The following is a 21,773-nucleotide window of genomic DNA, read 5'->3' as shown; positions in this document are numbered from 1 at the left end:
CCTCTGTCCTCTGTCCGTCGGCCCGCCCGTCCACCGCTAGACGAGGCTGTCGCGCCATGCCCGGTGCAGATCCGCGAACCGGCCGGTGCCCGCGACGAGTTCGGCGGGTGTGCCGTCCTCGACGACCCGCCCGTGCTCCATCACCAGCACCCGGTCGGCGATCGCCACCGTCGACAGCCGGTGCGCGATGACCACCGCCGTACGGCCCCGCAGGACCGTCGACATGGCGCGCTGCACGGCCCGTTCGCCCGGGATGTCCAGGGAGCTGGTCGCCTCGTCGAGGATCAGGACGGCCGGGTCGGCCAGCAAGGCCCTTGCGAAGGCGACGAGTTGGCGCTGGCCCGCGGAGATCCGGCCGCCGCGCTTGCGTACGTCGGTGTCGTAGCCGTCGGGCAGGGCGCTGATGAAGTCGTGCGCGCCGATCGCCTTCGCGGCCCGCTCGATGTCCTCGCGGGACGCCTCGGGGCGGCCGATCGCGATGTTCTCGGCGACCGTGCCGGAGAACAGGAACGCCTCCTGGGTCACCATCACCACCCCGCGCCGCAGTTCGGGCACCGACAGTTCGCGCAGATCGACGCCGTCGAGCAGGACCCGTCCCTCGGAGGGGTCGTAGAACCGGGCCAGGAGTTTGGCCAGCGTCGACTTGCCGGCGCCGGTCGAGCCGACCACGGCCACCGTCTGTCCGGCGGGCAGCGTGAGCGAGAAGGAGGGCAGGACCTCCCCTCCGGTGCGGTAGGCGAAGCGGACCTCGTCGAACACGACCTCACGGCCGGGGTGTTCGGAGGCGAGCGCAGGCAGCTGCCGCGGTGCGGAAGGCTCCGGCACGGACGGTGTCTGGGCCAGCAGACCGGCGATCTTCTCCAGCGAGGCCGCCGCGGACTGGTAGGAGTTCAGGAACATGCCGAGGCGGTCGATCGGGTCGTACAGCCGGCGCAGATACAGGACCGCCGCGGCGAGCACACCGAGTGCCAGCGAACCCGACGCCACCCGGTAGGCACCCCACAGCACGATGCCCGCGACCGCCGTGTTGGCGACGAGCCGGGAGCCGACGACATAGCGGGCCATCTCCAGCAGGGCGTCGCCGTTCGTCTTCTCGTGCCGCCGGTTGAGCACCCCGAACTCGGCCTCGTTGGCGGCCTCCCGGCGGAACGCGCGCACCGGCCGGATGCCGTTCATCGTCTCCGCGAACTTCACGATCACCGCGGCGATCGTCGTCGAGCGGACGGCGAAGATCCGGCCGGCCCGGCGCTGGTAGCGGCGGATGAGCAGATACAGCGGCACGAAGGAGACCACCGCGACCGCGCCCAGGCCGGCGTCCAGCCACAGCAGCATCGCCGAGATGCAGACGAAGGACAGGATGACCGTGACGAGCTCCTGGAGGCCCTCGCTGAGCAGTTCGCGCAGCGACTCGACGTCCGTGGTGGAGCGGGAGATCAGCCGGCCCGAGGTGTAGCGCTCGTGGAAGTCGATGCTGAGCGCCTGGGCGTGCCGGAAGATCCGGCCGCGCAGATCGAGCAGCACGTCCTGGTTGACCCGGGCCGAGGCGATGATGAAGGCGTACTGGAGCAGGCCGGAGGCTGCGGAACACAGCAGGTAGGCGACGCCGACGGCGATGAGCGGCCCGTGGTCGTCCTGCCGGAACGCCGGAACGGCGCGGTCGATGGCGTACGCCACCAGCAGCGGGCCCGCCTGCACCGCGGCCTGCTGGAGCAGCAGCAGAACGGCGGTCACGGCCACCCGGGCCCTGAGCGGGGCGAGCAGCGAGCGCAGCAGCGTCGCGGTCGCGTCCGGGGGAGTGGGAAGGGTGTCGCGGTCGAAGGGGTCCTGGTACGGCTCGGGTTCCGGGGCCGCCCGGCCCTTCCGCCGTCCGCCGCCCGGTCCGTCGTCCCGGCCTCGGCCCGGTCCGTCGTCCCGGCCTTCGCGCGGCCCATGGTTCCGACGACCTGTGTCCGGGGCCTCGCCCGGGCCCTTTCCGGGACCCCCGTTCGGTTCCTTGTCCGGTCCCTCGTCGGGTTCCTTGTCCGGCGCGGTGGTCCTGGGCGCCGCCGTCATCGGCCGTCCTCCTCTGCACCCGACATCAGGTGGGCGTATTCGGCATGCGTGCGCAGCAGTTCGTGGTGGGTACCGACCGCCGTGACCCGGCCGCCGGAGAGAAGGGCCACCCGGTCGGCCAGCAGGACCGTGGACGGGCGGTGCGCCACGATCAGCGCGGTCGTCTCCGCCAGCACCCGGCGCAGGGCGGCCTCGACCGCCGCCTCCGTGTGCACGTCCAGCGCCGACAGCGGGTCGTCGAGGACCAGGAAGCGGGGTCGGCCGACCACCGCGCGGGCCAGCGCGAGCCGCTGGCGCTGCCCGCCGGAGAGGCTGAGGCCCTGCTCGCCGACCTGTGTCGCCGTGCCCTGGGGCAGCGTGTGCGCGAAGTCGGCCTGCGCGACGGCGAGGGCGCGGTCCAGCTCCGCCCGGCCGGCGCTCTCCGCAGCGCCCATCAGGACGTTCTCGCCGACGGTGGCCGAGAAGAGGGTGGGTTCCTCGAAGGCGACGGCGACGAGTTCGCGCAGCTCCTCGCGGGGCATCTCGGTGATGTCCCGGCCGTCCAGGGTGATCCGGCCGGACGTCACCTCGTGGAGACGGGGGACGAGTGCGGTGAGCGTCGTCTTGCCGGTACCGGTGGCGCCGACGAGGGCCATGCTCTCGCCGGGGCGGACATGCAGGTCGATGCGGACCAGCACGGGCGGTGTGTCCGCGGGCGCGTCGGGATAGCGGAACTCGACACCGTGGAACCGGAGCCCGCCGCCCTCGGCCCTCGCCCCGGCCTTGTCCTCGGCCCTCACCCCGTCCTCGGCCCTCGCCCCGGCCTCGTCCTCGGCCTTCACCCCGACCTCGTCCTCGGCCCTCACCTCGACCGCGGCCCTCGTCCCCACCTCGGCTTCGCCCGTGGCCGAGGACCGTGCCGGGCCCGTCGGGAGGACGGCCGTGGTGGCCCGTACCCGCGCCGAACTCGGAGCGGGCCCGGTCACGGTGGCAGGGGCGCGTCCGGACGCGGTGGCCGGCGTCGGCGTGACCTCCGACTCCGGCGTGGCCCGCATGACCTCGAAGTACCGCTCCGTGGCCGTCCCGGCCTCCTGGCTCATCGCGAGGAGGAAGCCGATGGAGTCGACGGGCCAGCGCAGGGCGAGCGCGGTCGACAGGAACGCGACCAGCGTGCCGGCGGAGAGACGGCCGTCGGCGACCTGGACCGTGCCGAGCACGAGGGCGGCGCCGATGGCGAATTCGGGCAACGTGACGATGACGCCCCAGATGGAGGCGAGCAGCCGGGCCTTGACCAGCTCCGTGCCGCGCAGCGTCCCGGACAGCTCGCGGAACGCGCGCGCCTGGCTGCGATGGCGCCCGAACCCCTTGATGATCCGGATGCCGAGCACACTCTCCTCGACCACCGTCGTGAGGTCGCCGACCTGGTCCTGCGCCCGCCGCGCCACGTCCGCGTAGCGCCGCTCGAAGAGCCAGCAGACGATCATGACCGGGACGGCCGGGGCGAGGAGCACCAGCCCGAGGGTCCATTCCTGGGCCAGCATGATGGCGATGCCCGCGGAGATCGTCACGGTGTTCACCAGCAGGTAGGTCAGCGGGAACGCCAGGAACATGCGGACCAGCATCAGATCGGTGGTCGCCCGGGACAGCAGCTGACCCGAGGCCCAGCGGTCGTGGAAGGCGACCGGCAGACGCTGCAGATGCCGGTACAGAGCGGCCCGCATCGCCGCCTCGACCCCGGCCAGCGGGCGTGCCACCAGCCATCGGCGCAGCCCGAACAGACCGGCCTCGGCGATGCCGAGCAGCAGCAGATACAGCGCCCCGAGCCAGACACCCGCCGGATCGTGCCCGGTGACCGGACCGTCCACCATCCACTTGAGGATCAGCGGGAAAACGAGCGCGAGACAGGACGCGACCACCGCGACGAAGGCCGCGCAGAACAGCCGCGCCCGCACCGGGCGTACATACGGCCACAGGCGCAGCAGGCTGCGCACGGTCGAACGGTCGGGGTGGTCCAGGGCGGCGGCATCTGGTGTGGGCATCACGTGCGAGCCTACGTTTCACCACTGACAGTGCCCACCGAGTTTTCGGCGCACCCTGAGTCGTTCGAAGGACGCAGGCGCCCGCGCGGCCACTGCCGGGGGCGGGCGTTCGAGGAGTCGTACCGCCGCATCAACCGATCGGCTGATGCCGGTTCGAGCGTGATGGCCGATGTACCGGCGGGGGGCCCGCTGGAACTCTCGGAACATGTCAGTCATCGAAGTGAGCGGACTGCGCAAGTCCTACGGCGGCCGGGCCGTCGTCGACGGTGTCTCCTTCACCGTCGAGGAGGGCGAGATCTTCGGGATCCTCGGCCCGAACGGCGCCGGCAAGACCACCACCGTCGAATGCGTCCAGGGGCTGCGGGTCCCCGACGCGGGCCGCGTCCGGGTCGCCGGGCTGGATCCCTTCACCGACCACGAGGCCACCAGCCGCGTCCTCGGCGCCCAGCTCCAGCAGAGCGAACTCCAGGCGAAACTCACCGTGCGCGAGGCCCTGGAGCTGTACGCCGCCTTCTACCCGGACCCCGCCGACTGGCGCCCGCTGGCCGAACGCCTCGGACTGACCGACCGGCTCGGCACCGGCTTCGGCAAACTCTCGGGCGGCCAGAAGCAGCGCCTGTTCATCGCGCTCGCGCTCATCGGCAACCCACGCGTGGTCGTGCTCGACGAGCTGACCACCGGGCTCGACCCGCGGGCCCGCCGCGACACCTGGGAGCTCATCGAGGACATCCGCGCCCAGGGCGTCACCGTCCTCCTGGTCTCGCACTCCATGGAGGAGGCGCAGCGGCTGTGCGACCGGATCGCGGTCATCGATCAGGGGCGTGTGGCCGCCCTGGACACCCCGGCCGGTCTGATCCGCCGCTCGACGGGCTCGACCGTCATCAGCTTCACGCCGTCGGCGCCACTGGACGAGGGTGACCTGGCCGCGCTCCCCGCGCTCGCGTCCGTCGCGCACAAGGACGGCCGTATCACGCTGTCCGGCACCGACGAGACCGTCAACGCCGTCCTCACCCTGCTCGCCCGGCACCGCATCACCGCCCACCAACTCCGCGTCACCGACGCCACCCTGGACGACGCGTTCCTGGACCTGACGGAGGCCGCCGTATGAACACCGCCGTTCTGCGCTCCGAGTTCCGGCTGTTCCGCCGCGAACCCGGTGCTGTCTTCTGGGTCTTCCTGTTCCCGACCCTGCTCCTGGTGATTCTCGGTTCGATCCCGTCGTTCCGGCACGCCGACGAGTCCCTGGGCGGGCTGCGTCCGGTCGATGCCTATGTGCCCATCGCCGTGCTGATCGCCCTGATCATGTCCGGGGTGCAGACACTGCCCCAGGCGCTGACCGGTTACCGGGAGCGCGGCATCCTGCGCCGGATGCGGCTCACCCCCGTGCGGCCCTCGGCTCTGCTGTCCGCGCAGATGGCAGTGCAGGGCACGGTCGCGCTGGGCTCGGCGCTGCTCGCGCTCGCCGTCGGCCGCCTCGCCTTCGACGTGCGACTGCCCCGACAACCGGCCGGGTATCTGCTGGCGTTGCTGCTCGCGGTCGCGGCGGCCCTGGCCCTCGGCTCGGTCGTCTCGGCGCTGTCCCGCACCACGAAGATCGCGAGCGCGATCGGTTCGGCTGTGTTCTTCCCGATGATGTTCTGCGCGGGCGTGTGGATCCCGGTGCGGGCGATGCCGCACGCGCTGGCCCGCGTGGTCCAGCTGACCCCTTTCGGCGCGGCGGCCCGCGCCCTGGACCAGGCCGCCGCCGGGCACTGGCTCGGCTGGGGCCACCTGGGCGTGCTGGCGGCCTGGGCGGTACTGCTGACGGTGGGCGCGGCACGCTGGTTCCGTTGGGAGTGAGTCGACCGTGCCGGACACTGATGGCATGACGCAGGCCGAACGACCCGAGCGCAGGGCCTTCTTCGACCTCTGGGGGCCCTACGCGCTGCTCGCGGTCGGCGTGGTGACGGCGGGCGGTTCGGCCCACGCGGTCGGGATGACGCCTGCTGCGATACGGGTCGCCGGCGCGCTGGTGGCCGTGTCCCTGCTGCTGCAGCTGTTCTGGGGGCGGGCGGCCCGCGAGTGGTCGGGGCCGAACCGCACGAGTACAACGCTGTACTTCGTCCGTTGGGCGCTCGGGTTCGGGCTTACCTGGCTCAACCCGTTCTTCGCCTTCTACGCCGTCACCGGCTACTACAGCGCCGCCCGCCAGCTGACCCGTCGGCTGATGCTGCCGGGTCTCTTCCTGACCGCCCTCACCATGGCGGGCAGCGAGATCGGTGGCATGCCACCGCGCGGCCTGCTGTGGTGGCTGGGCTTCGTCGTGGTGTTCGGCGCCAACCTCGGGCTGGTCGCCCTCTTCAACCGGTTCAATGTGCAGGAGCAGGAGCATGCCCGCACCCAGGCCGAGGTCATCGCCGAACTCGGCCGTACCAACGCGGCGTTGCAGCGGGCTCTCGATGAGAACGCCGCCCTTCACGCCCAACTTCTCGTCCAGGCACGGGAGGCCGGGGTCGCCGACGAGCGCCGTCGGCTGGCCGCCGAGATCCACGACACCATCGCCCAGGGCCTCACCGGCATCATCGCTCAGCTTCAAGTCGCGGCGAACGCACCCGGCTTGACCATCGCCCGCACCCACCTCGAACGGGCCTCCGCGCTCGCCCGCCACAGCCTCGGCGAGGCCCGCCGCTCGGTGCACAACCTGGCCCCCGTGGCGCTGGCGGACGACGGTCTGCCCCAGGCGCTGAAGAAGACGGTCGCCGAGTGGGGCGAACGCACCGGCATACGTGCCGAGTTCACCGTCACCGGCACCAGTGAGCAGCTCCACGACGAGGTCTCGGCCACCCTCCTGCGCATCGCCCAGGAGGCCCTCTCCAACGCCGCACGGCACGCGGCCGCCGCCCGCGTCGGAGTGACGCTGAGCTTCATGGGCGACGAGGTCACCCTCGACGTGCGCGACGACGGCCGTGGCTTCGACGCGCTCGCCGTGCCCGCCCGCACCGGCACCGGCGGATTCGGCCTCGACGGCATGCGCGCCCGCGCCGAACGCATCGCCGGTTCGCTCGCCGTGGAGTCCGAGCCGGGCCACGGCACGGCGCTCTCGGCTCGCGTACCGTTGGTACGCCATGCCCCATGACACTGACCCCCGAATCTCGCTGCTGATCGTCGACGACCATCCCGTCGTACGCGACGGTCTGCGCGGCATGTTCGAGTCCGCGCCCGGTTTCACGGTCGTCGGCGAGGCGGTGAACGGAGTCGAGGCGGTCGAGCGGGCCGCCGCCCTCGACCCGGACGTGATCCTGATGGACCTGCGCATGCCGGGCGGCGGGGGAGTGGACGCCATCGCCGAACTGAGCCGCCGCCGCGTCCGCGCCAGGGTCCTCGTCCTCACCACCTACGACACCGACTCCGACACCCTGCCCGCGATCGAGGCGGGCGCCACGGGTTATCTGCTGAAGGACGCGCCCCGCGACGAGCTGTTCACCGCCGTGCGCGCTGCCGCCGAGGGCCGTACGGTCCTCTCCCCGGCCGTCGCCTCGCGCCTGGTCAGCGCCGTCCGTGATTCCGGCGCTCCCGGCAACGAGGCTCTCTCGGCCCGTGAGCGCGAGGTGCTGGCCCTGGTCGCCAAGGGCACCTCCAACCGCGAGGTCGCCCGCGAACTGTTCATCAGCGAGGCGACCGTGAAGACCCATCTCACCCACCTGTACGCCAAGTTGGGCGTCAAGGACCGGGCGGCGGCGGTGGCGACGGCGTACGAGCGGGGGATCCTCGGCTGACCGGGCCGCGCCCAGGTCTCTGACGGCGCGCCCTCAGCGGACCTTCAGCAGCAGCACGGACCGCGCCGGCACCGTGATCGCCGTGCCCGCCCGGTGCACGAGCCCGGGCGCCGCTGCCTGGTCCTCGCGCGAGGTGTCCACGACCACCTCGTACCGCGCGGCCCAGGGGGCGCCGGGCAGGTCGAAGGGGGCCGGCCGGTCCCCGGCGTGCAGCACGGCGAGGAAGCTGTCGTCGACGACCGGGGTGCCCCGCGCGTCCCGGCCGGGGATGTCCCGGCCGGACAGATACATCCCGAGGGTCGCGGCGGGCGCGTACCAGTCCCGTTCCGTCATCTCGGTGCCCCGCGCGGTGAACCAGGCGAGATCCCGCAGTCCGTCGACCGAATGGGCCCGCCCGGAGAAGAACGCCCGGCGGCGCAGCACGGGATGTTCGTGCCGCAGCGCGATCAGACGGGACGTCAGCTCGAACAGCGCCCGCCAGCCGGGGTCGTCCAGCTGCGACCAGTCGACCCAGCTGATCTCGTTGTCCTGGCAGTAGGCGTTGTTGTTGCCCCGCTGGGTCCGCCCGAACTCGTCCCCGGCGACCAGCATCGGCACCCCGGTCGACAGCAGCAGCGTCGTCAGCAGGTTCCTCAACTGCCGCCGCCGCAGCGCCTGTACGCGCTCGTCGTCGCTCTCGCCCTCCGCCCCGCCGTTCCACGCCCGGTTGTCGTCGGAACCGTCCCGGTTGCCCTCGCCGTTCGCCTCGTTGTGCTTGCGCTCGTAGGACACGAGGTCCCGCAGGGTGAAACCGTCGTGCGCGGTCACGAAGTTGACGGAGGCGTACGGCCGCCGTCCGCCCCAGGCGTACAGGTCGCTCGACCCGGACAACCGGTAGCCCAGGTCCCGTACGTCGGGCAGCGCGCCGCGCCAGAAGTCCCGGACGGCGTTGCGGTAGCGGTCGTTCCACTCGGTCCACAGGGGCGGGAAAGCCCCCACCTGGTAGCCGCCGGAGCCGACGTCCCACGGCTCGGCGATCAGCTTCACCCGGCGCAGCACGGGATCCTGCGCGATGACGGCGAGGAACGGCGACAGCATGTCGACATCGTGCATGGACCGGGCGAGCGCGGCCGCCAGGTCGAAGCGGAAGCCGTCGACGCCCATCTCGGTCACCCAGTACCGCAGCGAGTCCGTGATCAGCCGCAGCACCTGCGGCTGCACGACGTGCAGGGTGTTGCCGCACCCCGTGTAGTCCGTGTAGCGGCGGGCGTCCGACTGGAGCCGGTAGTACCCCCGGTTGTCGATGCCGCGCAGCGACAGCATCGGGCCGAGTTCGCCCGCCTCCGCGGTGTGGTTGTAGACCACGTCGAGGATGACCTCGATCCCGGCCGCGTGCAGCGCGCGCACCATCCGTTTGAACTCGCCGACCTGCCCGCCGGTCGTGCCGGAGGCGGCGTAGCCCGCGTGCGGGGCGAAGTAGCCGATCGAGTTGTAGCCCCAGTAGTTCTTCAGGCCCCGGCGCAGCAGATGGTCCTCGTGCGCGAACTGGTGCACCGGCAGCAGTTCCACCGCCGTCACCCCGAGGTTCACCAGGTGCTCGATCGCGGCCGGGTGCGCCAGTCCCGCGTACGTGCCGCGCAGGTCCTCGGGGATCCCGGGGTGCAGACGGGTGAATCCGCGCACGTGCAGTTCGTAGATCACCGAGTCCGCCCAGGGGGTCTTCGGGCGGTGGTCGTCCGACCAGTCGTCGTCGTCCTGGACGACGACGCCCTTGGGGACGAAGGGCGCCGAGTCGCGGTCGTCGCGCACGGTGTCGGCGACCTGCTGCTGGGGCCAGTCCCTGACATGCCCGTACACCTCGGGCGGCAGGCTGAAGTCGCCGTCCACGGCACGGGCGTACGGGTCCAGGAGCAGCTTCGCCGGGTTCCAGCGGGCGCCGGTCCACGGGTCCCAGCGGCCGTGCACCCGGAAGCCGTAGCGGCGGCCGGGGTGCACACCGGGGACGAAGCCGTGCCAGATCTCGTGGGTGAGTTCGGTGAGCGGGACGCGTGTCTCGGCGCCCTCCTCGTCGAAGAGGCACAGGTCGACGGCCTCCGCACCGCCCGCCCACAGCGCGAAGTTGGTGCCGGTGGAGCCGTCGGGCCCGACCCGGAAGCGTGCTCCGAGCGGAGTCGGGGCACCCGGCCACACGGAGACGGGGGGCGCCGCGGGGCGCCGCCGCGCGCCGTTCACCGGGGGAGCGGCCGGCTCCACCGCCGGGTCCGTGGCCGCCGGAGCGGCGGCGGACGGCCCCGCCGGGTCCGTGGCGGTCTGCGCGGGCAGCCCGCCGCCCACGGCATGTCCCTCGTGGACCGCCTCCTGCTCGGGTGCGCTCGACACCGGTCAGCCTCCCACGGCTCGTGGAACGGCACGAAAAAGGGTGCACGGCGTCCCGGCCGCAGCTCCTTGTCGCGTCGTCCTCCCCACTGTTCTGCCCAGAGCGTGGCTCGCACTCACGTTTCCCCGGAGGGGCGGCGTCGTTGGGTCCCTTGTGAAGCACGTACAGACGCGCGCGCGGCGCGCAGGGGCCGCGCTGGCCGCCGTACTGACCTGGGCCGGCCTGCTGGCCGGAGCCTCCGGCTGCTCCTCCGACGGGATCTCGAAGGGGATCGGCGAGGCGTTCGGCAAACCACGGTCGCCCGAGGACGTCATCCATGTCTCGCCCGACGACAACACCAAGGGGGTACGCCCCGAGGAGCCGCTGCTGGTACGGGTGCCCAGCGGGCGCCTGGAGTCCGTGAAGGTCGTCAGGTCCCAGGATGCCGAGGAGTCCCCGGTGCCGGGGCGCATCAGCGACGACGGCCTGTCCTGGAAACCGGACGGGACGCGGCTCGCCCTGGCCGCCAAGTACACCGTCGACGCGGTGGCCCTGGACGGGAGCGGGCACCGCTCGGCACGGCACACCATGTTCACCACGGCCGTCCCCGACGAGCGGTTCATCGGATACGTCACTCCGGAGGACCGGTCCGTCGTGGGCACCGGAATGATCGTCTCCCTCGAGTTCAACCGGGAGATCGAGAACCGGGCCGCCGTCGAGCGTGCCATCCACGTGCGGGCGCGGCCGGCGGCCGAGATCCGCGCGCACTGGTTCGGCGACGGCCGCGTCGACTTCCGCCCCGAGCGGTACTGGAAGCCGGGCACGAAGGTCACCGTGGAGCTGCGGCTGCGTGACGTCGAAGCTTCACCGGGGGTGTACGGACTCCAGTCCAGGACCTTCTCGTTCACCGTCGGCCGCAGCCAGACGTCGCTCGTCGACGCCCGCGCGCACACCATGGAGGTACGCCGCGACGGCAGCCTCATCGCCACGGTGCCCATCACGGCGGGGGCGCCCAAGACGACGACGTACAACGGGAAGATGGTGGTCACGGAGATGCTCGAAGTGACCCGGATGAACAGCCGGACCGTCGGTTTCGGCGGGGAGTACAACATCCCCGACGTTCCGCACGCGATGCGCCTGACCGACTCCGGAACCTTCCTGCACGGCAACTACTGGGCGCCGGACGCCTTCGGCAACGCCAATGTGAGCCACGGTTGCGTGGGTCTGCGGGACGTGAAGGGCGGCAGCTCGGACACTCCGGCGGGCTGGTTCTTCGACCGCAGCCTCATCGGGGACGTCATCGAGGTCGTCCACAGCAAGGACAAGTCGGTCGCCCCCGACAACGGACTGGGTGGCTGGAACATGGGCTGGAAGGAATGGAAAAGGGGTGGGGCGGTGAAGTAACCCGATATACGGGTATCCGCACTACGGGCTCCAGCCGCGCCCCGTACGGCCGAAGTTGGGACTGAACGGTGACCTTCCCGGGGAGCCATCACTCCAGGTCGTGTGATTAATTAGCGCGATACGCGCGTGGGACGCGCTGGAGTGCGGGCCTGATCAGGCCGTGCGAGGGGAGAAAACAATTTTGAACGGGCGACCGATATCGGGGGCGTCGGTTGGCGCGCGGACACACAGGAGCAAGGGAGTCCTGGCGCTGCTGGGAGTTCTGCTGCTCGCCGTGACCGCCTGCGGCGGGGGAGGGAGTTCGGACCAGGGGTCCGGCTCCGGCGACGGCAAGGGCAAGGGCTCCAGCGGCACGGCGGACACCAAGGTCTCGCAGGCCGTGGTGACCATCGCTCCGAAGGACGGCGCCGCGGACGTGAAGACCAGCGGCGCTCTCAAGGTGACCGCGGCCAAGGGCAAGTTGACCGAGGTGGCCGTCGAGGACACCAAGGGCAACGCTGTCAAGGGCAGCATCACGGACGGGGGCGCCACCTGGACGCCCTCGACACACCTCGCCGCGGCCACCAAGTACAAGGTCCACGCGGTGGCCAAGGACTCCAGTGGCCGTGAGGCGGCCGAGGAGGCCGCGTTCACCACGCTGACCCCGAAGAACACGTTCGTCGGCATCTACACGCCCGAGGACGGTTCCAAGGTGGGCGTCGGGATGCCCTTCTCGATCCACTTCACCCGGGGCATCACACACCCCGACGACGTCAAGAAGGCCATCACCTTCAAGACCGAGCCGGCGGTCGACGTCGAGGGTCACTGGTTCGGCAACGACCGTCTCGACTTCCGTCCCGAGAACTACTGGCAGGCCGGTACGAAGGTCACCGTCACCTTCGACCTCGACGGTGTCGAGGGCCGCCCCGGTGTCTACGGTAAGCAGGCCAGGACCGTGAAGTTCACGATCGGCCGCAGCCAGGTCAGCACCGTCGACGCCAAGACCCACAAGATGGTCGTCAGGCGCGACGGCAAGGTCCTCAAGACCATCCCGATCACCACGGGCAAGCCGGGCTACGAGACCTGGAACGGCCAGATGGTCATCAGCGAGCGCCTCAAGGTGACCCGTATGAACGGCGAGACGGTCGGCTACGGCGGCGAGTACGACATCAAGGACGTGCCGCACGCCCAGCGCCTGACCAACTCGGGAACCTTCATCCACGGCAACTACTGGGGTGGCGGCGCCTTCGGCAACTTCAACGCCAGCCACGGCTGCGTCGGCCTGCGCGATGTGCGCGGCGGCTACGACGGCAAGGTGCCGGCGGCCTGGTTCTTCGACAACTCGATGATCGGCGACGTGGTGGTCGTCAAGCACTCCCACGACAAGACGGTCGCCCCGGACAACGGCCTCAACGGCTGGAACATGTCCTGGTCGGACTGGATCAAGTAGCCGCGGGACCGGACCGGGCAACCGCGCCGGACCGGATCGAAGGACCGCTCTTCACCGGGCCGGGTGTGCTGTGACTCAGCACACCCGGCCCGGTGTCGTTAACGGCCACTAACCTGTTTCCATGACTGTGCATCTCGAAGTGGCCGAAGGCGTGGGCACCATCCGCCTGGACCGCCCTCCCATGAACGCCCTGGACGTCGCGACGCAGGACCGCCTCAAGGAACTGGCCGAGGAGGCCACGATCCGGCCGGACGTCCGCGCGGTGGTGCTGTACGGCGGGGAGAAGGTGTTCGCGGCGGGCGCGGACATCAAGGAGATGCAGGCCATGGACCACGCCGCGATGGTCGTACGGTCCCGGGCCCTGCAGGACTCCTTCACCGCCGTCGCGCGCATCCCCAAGCCCGTAGTCGCCGCCGTCACCGGATACGCGCTCGGCGGCGGCTGCGAGCTGGCCCTCTGCGCCGACTACCGCATCGCCGGGGACAACGCCAAGCTGGGCCAGCCGGAGATCCTGCTCGGCCTGATCCCCGGCGCCGGTGGTACCCAGCGGCTGTCCCGGCTGATCGGCCCCTCCAAGGCCAAGGACCTCATCTTCACCGGCCGCATGGTCAAGGCCGACGAAGCCCTCGCGCTCGGCCTGGTCGACCGGGTCGTCCCCGCCGCCGAGGTGTACACCGCCGCGCACGCCTGGGCCGCCCGGCTCGCGCAGGGCCCGGCCATCGCGCTGCGCGCCGCGAAGGAGTCGATCGACGCGGGCCTGGAGACGGACATCGAGACCGGACTGACCATCGAGCGGAACTGGTTCGCCGGCCTGTTCGCGACGGAGGACCGCGAGCGCGGAATGCGGAGCTTCGTGGAAGAGGGCCCCGGCAAGGCGAAGTTCCTCTGAGCTGTCCGCCGCGCCGGCCCGGGACACGGCAGTGCGGTCTCCCGGGCCGGCACGGCCGACGGCCGCCGATCGCGGCGAACTTCCCCCTCGTGGTCCGCTGATCCACTTGCAGTTGACGCGATGTCTTACCCGGCGTCCCCCGTTGGAGCGGTTTATCCCAGGCTTAAGGCAACCTTAAGTGAACCTTGTCGCGAGGCACTGGCGATTGCCCTCGACGGGCCTGTTCCGGCAGGTCGGAAGGGCCCTTACCATCCCCGAACTGCCTGTGGCATATGCCGATCGGATGGTGTGGAATGTCGCGTTCCGGGGGGCGTATTCCTCCGGAACGGCCCCGAAGGGGGCTCTTGGCGGCCATGATGGGGGCATGGCGGGGCTGGAGGGTATCGAACAGCCGCGGCGGCACGGAAGTGCGACCGCGGCGCGCTGGACGCCTGCGGTCGAGGACGAACGGGCGCTCAAGGCGATGGAGTTGTTCGGCAATCCCACCGAGGGAGAGGTGCCGTTGCCGTCCCGCCCGGAGTCCGCGGCCACCGCGCGGCGGCTCACCCAGGTCGTGGTGCTGCGGCACTGGGGCCTGTCCCCGAAGATGACCGAGGACGCGGTCTTACTCGTCTCCGAACTCGTGGGAAACGCCGTACGGCACACAGGCGCCCGCGTTTTCGGACTCCGTATGCGCCGCCGCCGCGGCTGGATCCGTATCGAGGTCCGTGACCCCTCCCGCGGCCTTCCCTGTCTCATGCCGGTCCAGGAAATGGACCTGAGCGGCCGGGGACTCTTCCTCGTCGACAAGCTCTCCGACCGCTGGGGCGTCGACCTGCTGCCCCGCGGCAAGACCACCTGGTTCGAGATGCGCGTCGCCGACCGCTGACCCGTTCCGACCGCCAGCCCGTTCCGACCGCCAGCCCGTTCCGACCGCCGGCCCGTCCCGGCCCGTACACGAGAGCCCTGCACACGAGAGCCCTGCGCGCGAAAGCCCGTACGTGAAAGACCTGTACGCGAAAGTCCCACACCCGTAGGCCTCGTACCCGAAATCCCCGTACGCCCGCCAGGGCGAGCCCCGCGCCCGCGGCCCCGAGCGCAAAAGCCCCGGCCGTGTGGCAGCCGGGGCTTGCGGGGTGTCGCGGAACGAATTGGGGTGTGAACCGCGGCACCGGCGACAACCGTGGCCCGGGTCAATGGGTGGAGGTCGCATCGCCGACTATCGCAGACGCGGCCGACTGATCCAAAAGCAGGGGATCCCGCTCCGCTTGCGGGCTCCGCCGCCCCGTGCGACCCCGTGTCCGGGAGCCGCCGAGCGACCCGCACCACCACCCGGCCGGACCAATCGCCGGTTTTTCGGTCGATTCACCCTTAAATGGTCCGGTGACCACGCCCGCCGAAGACCACGCAGCCCCCGCCCCGCCCCGGCGCGCGGCCCTGCTCACGGGACTCGCGCTCACCGCAGGAACCCTCGCCACCGGAGTGACCGCAGGCTGCTCCACCCCGCGCGCCACTCCCCACGACCTCACGACACCTCCGGCCGCGCCCAGCGCACCCCGCGCCACCGCGACCCGCGGAGCCCCCGTACTCGCCCCCGCCCCCCGCCGCTACCCCGCCCAGCCCTCCGAAATCACCCACGGCCCCCGCACCCACCCGTCCAAGGTGGCCCTCACCTTCCACGGCCAGGGTGACCCAGCCGTCGCGAACTCGCTTCTCGGTGAGGCCGAGAAGGTCGGCGCCCGGGTCACCGTCCTCGCCGTCGGCACCTGGCTGGACGAACACCCAGGTCTCGCCCGCCGCATCCTCGACGGCGGCCACGACCTCGGCAATCACACCTTTCGCCACCTCGACATCAACGCGATGTCACCGACGGAGGCGGCCGCGGAGATCCGGGGCTGCGCGGACCGCCTCAAGCGGCTCACCGGCTCGATCGGCACCTGGTTCCGGCCCTCCCGCAGCCCCCGGGCTTCCCCGCTGGTCCAGCGCCTGGCCCGCGACGCGGGCTACCCGCACACGCTCTCCTACGAGGTCGACTCCCTCGACTACACCTCGCCGGGAGCCACCGCGGTCATCCGCAAGGTCCTGGCCGAAGTCCGCCCCGGCTCCGTGGTGAGCATGCACTTCGGATACGCCGACACGGTCGCCGCCCTCCCCGCCCTCCTGCACGAACTCGACCGCCGCGGCCTGCGCGCGGTCACCACCACGGAGCTGCTGAGCTGATGCTGACGCCACCCACCTCCCTGTGCCGCGTCCTGATCGCCGGCGCCGCCCTCACCACGCTCGCCGCCCTCGCGGGCTGCGGCGGCCCCGCCCGGGAGCATGCCGACGAAGCCCTCGGCACCAAGGCCGCCGCCGTCCGGCCCGCCCAGCCGAAGCAGCGGACCGTCCAGGGCCTGCCCGGCATGCCCCCCCTGCTGGACCCCAGGGACGTCTACGCCGCCGACCGCCCGAACCGGCTCTCCCCGGTGGTCAAGGACTTCCCGTCCCGCGTCTACGTGCCCAACACCAACTCCAACACGGTCTCGGTCATCGACCCGAAGACCTACAAGGTCATCGAGACGATCCCGGTCGGCGTCCAGCCCCAGCACGTCGTCCCCTCCTGGGACATGAAGACCCTGTGGGTCAACAACGACCGGGGCAACACCCTCACCCCCATCGACCCGGGGACCGGCGAGGCGGGCAGGCCGGTCGACGTGCACGACCCGTACAACCTCTACTTCACGCCCAACGGCAAGTACGCGATCGTGATGGCCTCCCTCGACCGCGAACTGGTCTTCCGCGACGCGCACACCATGAAGACCGTCAAGACGGAGCCGGTCAGCTGCTACGGCGTCAACCACGCCGACTTCTCGCCGGACGGCCGCTACTTCATCGTGTCCTGCGAGTTCAGCGGCGAACTCCTGAAGGTCGACACCGAGCGGATGAAGGTGATCGGCCAGGAGAAGCTGCCGTTCCACGGGGCGATGCCGCAGGACGTGAAGATCTCCCCCGACGGCAAGAGGTTCTACATCGCCGACATGATGGCCGACGGCGTGTGGGTTCTGGACGGCGACAAGTTCACCGAGCCGACCCTGCTGCACACGGGCAAGGGCACGCACGGCCTCTACGTCAGCCGGGACTCGCGCGAGATGTACATCTCCAACCGCGGTGAAGGCACCATCTCCATCTTCGACTTCACCCGGAACAGACTCACCAAGAAGTGGCACCTGCCCAACGGCGGCAGCCCCGACATGGGCGGTGTCTCGGCGGACGGCAAGGTCCTGTGGCTCTCCGGCCGCTACAACTCGGAGGTGTACGCCATCGACACCCGCACCGGTGTCCAGCTCGCCCGCATCAAAGTCGGCAGCGGTCCGCACGGCCTCGCCGTCTACCCCCAGCCGGGCCGGTACTCGCTCGGCCACACCGGCATCTTCCGCTAGGGCGAGGCCTGTTGACCGGCGACGGCTGACCCGCCGTGGTACGGGCGACGGCCCCAGGTCCGTCGCCGCAGCGTTGTGATCGTGCCCCGCGCGATCACAACTCGCTTGCGGTGGCGGGCCGTTGCCGTCTTCCGGTCCCTGGCGGCCGTCGGCGCGAAGACCGCCGCGCCGGTTCGGTACGGGCCGGTTCGACAGGGCCGGTTCAGTACGGCCGTTCAGTACGGTCGGTTCGGTACGCGCCGGTTCAGTACGGCCGTTCAGTACGGCCGTTCGGTATGCAACCGGTTCGGCTCGCGCCGGTTCGGCGAAGGCTGAGCAGCGCCTCCGCTCCGACGGGACGGTAACCGGCCGCCTGGAACGCCCGCAGACTTCGCGCGTTGCCCGCCGCCACCTGCGCCCAGACGGGCTCGCCCGCGAGGTGCCGTGCCGCCGACGCGAGCGCCCGGCCCAGCCCCCGGTGCCGTACGCCCTCGTCCACCTCGGCCGCGACCTCCAGGCGCCCGCCGACCCCGCGCCCGAGGACGAGGACCCCGCCGTCCGCGGCCCACGCCCGAACGTCGTCGCGCCGCCTTCGGGACCCGGCGACCCGCGGGTGACCGGGGTCGTCGATCTCCGTGAGCGCGAGAGTCGCGGGGCCGGGAAGCGGGGCGGCGACGGACAGCAGATCGATCGTGTCGTTCGACCGTCCCGTCCGCTCCATGAACGCGGCGAGGAACCGGGGATTCATGGTCGCGGCGAGCGCGTCGCAGTCGAGATCGCCCAGTGCCGCGCGCACCCAGCCCTCGTCCTCGTCGGTGAAGACGACGGAGTGCGCGGTGAAGGCGAGGACGCCGGCGTCGCGGGGGGAGTGCTGGCGTACGACCGTGGTGGCACCGTCGGGCGGCGGGAGGACTCCACGGGCCGCGGCGTCCAGAATGTCGCGCAGAGTACCGGGCATGACTGTCCCCCGCCGCTTGAGTCTCCACCCACTGGAAGGCACACACTCGCAGACATGATCGACGACGGCACCGGCCTTTTCACGATCGGCGAACTGTCCCGCAGCACCGGCCTGTCCGTCCGCACCATCCGCTACTGGTCGGACGAGGGTGCATTGCCCCCGGTGGCCCGGTCCGCGGGCGGCTACCGCCTGTACGACGCCGGGTCCGCGGCCCGCCTGGAGCTGATCCGCACCCTGCGCGAGCTCGGTCTCGGTCTCGCGGACGTGCGCAGGGTGCTGGCGGGCGAGACGACGGTGGCGGAGGTGGCGGCCGCGCACGTGGCCGCGCTGGACGCACAGATCAGGTCGCTGAAGGTGACCCGGGCGGTGCTGTCGACCGTGGCGCGACGCGGTTCGACCGCACAGGAGATGACACTCATGAACAAGCTGGCGCGGCTCTCGGCAGCCGAACGCGGACGCATCATCGACGACTTCATGGAGGAGACCTTCGGGGGCCTGGACACCGCGGACCCCGACATCCGTACCCGGATGCGGTTCAGCGTCGGTGATCTGCCGGACGACCCGACCCCCGGACAGGTGGACGCCTGGGTGGAGCTGGCCGAGCTGATCCAGGACCCGGGCTTCCGGGCGCGGATGCGCGAGATGATCGAGTTCAACGCGGCGGACCGGGGGCCGGACGTGCCACCGGGCACCTCCTTGTGGTTCATGAGCCGACTGGTTCAGCTGGCGGGCGAGGCGCTGGGGCGGGGTGTCGACCCCGGGTCGCCGGAGGCGGACACGGTGCTGAGCGGGTTGCTCGGCGACGCCGACCGGGCCGCCGTCCTCGCGCGCATGGAATCCGCGGCGCATGCCGAGATGGCCCGCTTCAGGGAGCTGAGCGCCCTGGTCCGCGGCATGGACCCGCTCTCGGCGCACCGTGAGGAGTTCGCCTGGGTGGTCGCCGCACTGCGCGCTCGCGCGGACCGTTAATGTGACCTCCGTACACAAGGCAGTAACGCATGCAGTGATGCACGACGAAGGGGCGGATCGGTGGCCGACATCGAGGAAGCACGCAAGCAGTTCGAGCGGATCGATACGGACGGTGACGGCTTCATCACCGCAGCCGAGTTCAAGACCGCTCTCGCCCAGGGCGGTGACTGGAACGTCACCGAGTCGGTGGCGGAGGCCGTCATCGCCAGCCGCGACCTCAACGGCGACAAGGTCCTCTCGTTCGACGAGTTCTGGACCCACCTGAGCAAGTGACGCCCGCCGAAGGGGCACCCACCGGGTTTCCGGAGGGCGCCCCTTCGACGTGACGGAACCCATCGGCAGGGCGGGCAGAGCGGGTGCGGAGCGGGCAGGGCGGGCAGGTCCGGCCGCTCGTCGGTGCGGAGCCCGGGCCCCGCGGACCTCGGCGTTCTCGGTACCGGTCACCCGGATGCCGTACGTCCCGGAATAGCGCATCCGCCTCCGGAGTTGGTGTGCCCATCAGGAGCATCCACCCCGGAAGGGTCTGTCTCTCATGAAGATCGGCATCATCGGCGCGGGCAACATCGGCGGCAACCTCACCCGGCGGCTCACCGCTGTCGGTCACGACGTCTCCGTCGCCAACTCCCGCGGTCCCCAGACGCTCGGCGCGCTCGCCGAGGAGACCGGGGCGACCCCGGTCACGGTCGAGCAGGCGGCACAGGACGCGGACGTCGTGATCGTCACGATCCCGCTCAAGGCCGTACCGAACCTGCCGGACGGCATCCTGGACGGAGCCGCCGAGGGCGTCGCCGTCATCGACACCGGCAACTACTACCCCCAGCAGCGCGACGGCAGGATCGCCGGGATCGAGGACGACGGCCTCACCGAGAGCCGCTGGACCGCCCAGCAGATCGGCCACACGGTCATCAAGGCCTTCAACGGCACCTTCGCGCAGGACCTCCTGGACCGCGCCCGCCCGGCCGGCGCCCCCGACCGCATGGCCCTCCCGGTGGCCGGCGACGACGCGGCGGCGAAGCGGCGCGTGCGCGACCTCATCGACGAGATCGGCTTCGACACCGTCGACGCCGGCGGCCTGGACGACTCCTGGCGCCAGCAGCCCGGCACCCCCGTCTATGGCCTCCAGGAAGGCGTCGACGCGGTCACGAAGGCACTGGCGGAGGCGTCCCCGGAGCGTCAGGCGGACTTCCGCGGGTGACCGGCCGACGATGAGCGATCCCTAGACCGCCGGGCTCAGCGCGGTCGCCGGGTTCTTCGGAGCGTGCGGGTAGGCGGCGGACCGGTGCTGGAAGGAGAGGATCTTCGGGTTCTGGACGACGCCGTCGCGGATCTCGACGGCCTTGCTGACCGTGGCGTCGGCCTCCCATGCGCCGGGACCGCTCATGACCTTGCGCAGGTAGGGAAGCAGTGCCTCACTGATCTCCCAGGTGGCGGAGTTCCACAGGTGGGACGGGCTGTGATCCACCGCGTAGTAGTGGCAGCCCGGTCCCACGGTGGGCATGGGATCGCCGAAAGTGGTCGGGTGGGCCCAGGTGAAGCCCATGCCCTCGTCGCAGGCGACGTCGATGAAGAAGGTCCCCGGCCGGAACCCTGCGAGTTCCTCGTCGGTGACGAACATGAGCGGCGCGTCGGTGTCCTGCAGGATGCAGTTGACGATGATGTCGAACCCGGCCAGGTACTCCGCCAGCGGCACGGGCCCGGCCGGAGTGGCGGCCTGCAGGCGTGACGGGTCGTCCTCCTGCTCCTCGAAATGGCCCATCACGACCGAGGGCATCGGCGAGGCCACCGCCGCGGCGGCGCGCTGAGTGAGCACCGTGACGTCGGAGACCCCCATGGCGCCCAGGCCCGTGACCGCTCCGCGCGCCGTGGCGCCGAAGCTGATGACCACCGCGCGCAGGCGGCGCCCGTAGCTGCCGGTCAGCCCGCCGAGCTGGAGCGCGTGCAGTACCGAGCAGTAGCCCGCGAGCTCGTTGTTCTTGTGGAACACATGGACGCTGAAGGCGCCCGACGAGGTCCAGTGGTTCATGGCTTCCCAGGCGATCAGCGTCAGCCGCCGGTCGATGGCGATCTGGGTCATCTTCTCGTCCTGCACGCAGTGCGGCCATCCCCACAGCACCTGGCCCTCGCGCAGCTCGGCGACGTCCTCGTGCATCGGCTTGGGCAGCAGCAGGATGTCGCACTCGGCGACGAGTTCCTCGCGGGAGCGCAGTCCGGCCACGAGGGGCCGCAAAGCGTCGTCGGCGACGCCGAACCGCTCGCCGTAGCCCTGCTCGAGGAAGATCTTCTCCCGTATGTCCGGGGCGATCCGGTCGAGGTGGCGGGGGTGCAGCGGCAGGCGGAACTCGTTCTCCTTGCGGGAGGACGCGAGTACTCCGAGACTCATCAGACTCATGTGGGGCGGCTCATTTCCGGCCGGACGCGATGTGCTCCGGCCTTGCCGTTCCCCGAGGGCGACGCCGCGATGGATGGCGGCGTGCGAGGTGCGCTCGGTATCGCCACCGTACTCCGTCCCGGCCGGGGAACCCCCGCCGCTCGTTTGAGCCGAGGTGCCGGCTCGGCCCTCCGGGTGACGTGGACGCCGGCGGACCGC

The 21,773-nt window shown here is 71.2% G+C and carries 18 protein-coding genes; 13 read left to right on the top strand and 5 right to left on the bottom strand.

Features of this window, described 5'->3' with window-relative positions:
* Window positions 1-36: 36 nt before the first annotated feature.
* Both N4G66_RS20790 and N4G66_RS20785 read right to left on the bottom strand, forming a co-directional pair.
* Window positions 37-2,052: an ABC transporter ATP-binding protein gene (locus N4G66_RS20790; protein WP_261705639.1), complete on the bottom strand. Its 2,016-nt coding sequence runs from the start codon at window positions 2,050-2,052 to the stop codon at window positions 37-39.
* Window positions 2,049-4,070, bottom strand: coding sequence for an ABC transporter transmembrane domain-containing protein (locus tag N4G66_RS20785; protein WP_261705638.1), 2,022 nt, complete (start codon window positions 4,068-4,070; stop codon window positions 2,049-2,051). Before N4G66_RS20785 ends, N4G66_RS20790 begins: the two co-directional genes overlap by 4 nt.
* Before the next feature lie 205 nt (window positions 4,071-4,275).
* Between N4G66_RS20785 and N4G66_RS20780 the strand changes: the two genes are divergently transcribed.
* Genes N4G66_RS20780 through N4G66_RS20765 form a run of 4 tightly spaced genes read left to right on the top strand, consistent with a single transcriptional unit; the run spans window position 4,276 to window position 7,825 of the window.
* On the top strand, window positions 4,276-5,178 hold the full coding sequence (locus N4G66_RS20780) for an ABC transporter ATP-binding protein (RefSeq protein ID WP_261705637.1): 903 nt from the start codon (window positions 4,276-4,278) through the stop codon (window positions 5,176-5,178).
* Window positions 5,175-5,909 carry an ABC transporter permease gene (locus N4G66_RS20775; RefSeq protein WP_261705636.1) on the top strand — a complete coding sequence of 245 codons (735 nt, stop codon included), beginning with the start codon at window positions 5,175-5,177 and terminating at the stop codon, window positions 5,907-5,909. The genes N4G66_RS20780 and N4G66_RS20775 overlap by 4 nt, the downstream gene beginning before the upstream one ends.
* A gap of 25 nt (window positions 5,910-5,934) precedes the next feature.
* Window positions 5,935-7,185 carry a sensor histidine kinase gene (locus N4G66_RS20770; RefSeq protein ID WP_261705635.1) on the top strand — a complete coding sequence of 417 codons (1,251 nt, stop codon included), beginning with the start codon at window positions 5,935-5,937 and terminating at the stop codon, window positions 7,183-7,185.
* On the top strand, window positions 7,175-7,825 hold the full coding sequence (locus tag N4G66_RS20765; protein WP_261705634.1) for a response regulator: 651 nt from the start codon (window positions 7,175-7,177) through the stop codon (window positions 7,823-7,825). Before N4G66_RS20770 ends, N4G66_RS20765 begins: the two co-directional genes overlap by 11 nt.
* Before the next feature lie 33 nt (window positions 7,826-7,858).
* Here N4G66_RS20765 and glgX read toward each other — a convergent pair whose 3' ends face one another.
* Window positions 7,859-10,183 carry a glycogen debranching protein GlgX gene (gene glgX, locus N4G66_RS20760; protein WP_391858842.1) on the bottom strand — a complete coding sequence of 775 codons (2,325 nt, stop codon included), beginning with the start codon at window positions 10,181-10,183 and terminating at the stop codon, window positions 7,859-7,861.
* Window positions 10,184-10,334: 151 nt separating this feature from the next.
* Between glgX and N4G66_RS20755 the strand changes: the two genes are divergently transcribed.
* The 6 genes from N4G66_RS20755 (at window position 10,335) to N4G66_RS20730 (ending at window position 17,280) form a co-directional block, all read left to right on the top strand.
* Window positions 10,335-11,564 (top strand): L,D-transpeptidase, encoded by a 1,230-nt coding sequence (locus N4G66_RS20755; RefSeq protein WP_261705633.1) that lies wholly within the window; start codon window positions 10,335-10,337, stop codon window positions 11,562-11,564.
* Between the two features lie 181 nt (window positions 11,565-11,745).
* The gene (locus N4G66_RS20750) at window positions 11,746-12,993 is read left to right on the top strand and encodes a L,D-transpeptidase (RefSeq protein ID WP_261705632.1); all 1,248 of its coding nucleotides are present in this window, start codon (window positions 11,746-11,748) and stop codon (window positions 12,991-12,993) included.
* Between the two features lie 121 nt (window positions 12,994-13,114).
* Window positions 13,115-13,882: an enoyl-CoA hydratase/isomerase family protein gene (locus N4G66_RS20745; protein WP_261705631.1), complete on the top strand. Its 768-nt coding sequence runs from the start codon at window positions 13,115-13,117 to the stop codon at window positions 13,880-13,882.
* A 364-nt stretch (window positions 13,883-14,246) separates the two neighbouring features.
* Entirely contained in the window at window positions 14,247-14,750 is a 504-nt protein-coding gene (locus N4G66_RS20740; protein ID WP_261705630.1) for an ATP-binding protein, read from the top strand.
* Between the two features lie 494 nt (window positions 14,751-15,244).
* Window positions 15,245-16,081: a polysaccharide deacetylase family protein gene (locus N4G66_RS20735; protein WP_261705629.1), complete on the top strand. Its 837-nt coding sequence runs from the start codon at window positions 15,245-15,247 to the stop codon at window positions 16,079-16,081.
* Window positions 16,081-17,280 carry a YncE family protein gene (locus N4G66_RS20730; protein WP_261705628.1) on the top strand — a complete coding sequence of 400 codons (1,200 nt, stop codon included), beginning with the start codon at window positions 16,081-16,083 and terminating at the stop codon, window positions 17,278-17,280. The genes N4G66_RS20735 and N4G66_RS20730 overlap by 1 nt, the downstream gene beginning before the upstream one ends.
* Before the next feature lie 244 nt (window positions 17,281-17,524).
* Here the strand turns inward: N4G66_RS20730 and N4G66_RS20725 are convergent, their stop codons facing one another.
* Window positions 17,525-18,217, bottom strand: a complete 693-nt coding sequence (locus tag N4G66_RS20725) for a GNAT family N-acetyltransferase (RefSeq protein ID WP_261705627.1) — start codon at window positions 18,215-18,217, stop codon at window positions 17,525-17,527.
* Between the two features lie 54 nt (window positions 18,218-18,271).
* On the opposite strand from N4G66_RS20725, the gene N4G66_RS20720 reads away from it, so the two are divergent.
* The 3 genes from N4G66_RS20720 to N4G66_RS20710 all read left to right on the top strand — a co-directional run bounded on the left by N4G66_RS20720 (window position 18,272) and on the right by N4G66_RS20710 (window position 20,381).
* On the top strand, window positions 18,272-19,186 hold the full coding sequence (locus N4G66_RS20720) for a MerR family transcriptional regulator (RefSeq protein WP_261705626.1): 915 nt from the start codon (window positions 18,272-18,274) through the stop codon (window positions 19,184-19,186).
* A 60-nt stretch (window positions 19,187-19,246) separates the two neighbouring features.
* The gene (locus N4G66_RS20715) at window positions 19,247-19,459 is read left to right on the top strand and encodes an EF-hand domain-containing protein (protein WP_261705625.1); all 213 of its coding nucleotides are present in this window, start codon (window positions 19,247-19,249) and stop codon (window positions 19,457-19,459) included.
* Window positions 19,460-19,658: 199 nt separating this feature from the next.
* Window positions 19,659-20,381, top strand: a complete 723-nt coding sequence (locus tag N4G66_RS20710) for an NADPH-dependent F420 reductase (RefSeq protein ID WP_261705653.1) — start codon at window positions 19,659-19,661, stop codon at window positions 20,379-20,381.
* Between the two features lie 21 nt (window positions 20,382-20,402).
* On the opposite strand, the gene N4G66_RS20705 is transcribed toward N4G66_RS20710, so the two are convergent.
* Window positions 20,403-21,575 carry a N(5)-(carboxyethyl)ornithine synthase gene (locus N4G66_RS20705; protein ID WP_261705624.1) on the bottom strand — a complete coding sequence of 391 codons (1,173 nt, stop codon included), beginning with the start codon at window positions 21,573-21,575 and terminating at the stop codon, window positions 20,403-20,405.
* Window positions 21,576-21,773: the final 198 nt, after the last annotated feature.

It is taken from the genome of Streptomyces rhizosphaerihabitans (assembly GCF_025399795.1).
In the GTDB taxonomy this organism is placed as follows: Bacteria; Actinomycetota; Actinomycetes; order Streptomycetales; family Streptomycetaceae; genus Streptomyces; species Streptomyces rhizosphaerihabitans.
The sequence above is the reverse complement of the archived record's forward strand: the minus strand, read 5'-3'. Positions and strand labels throughout refer to the sequence as shown.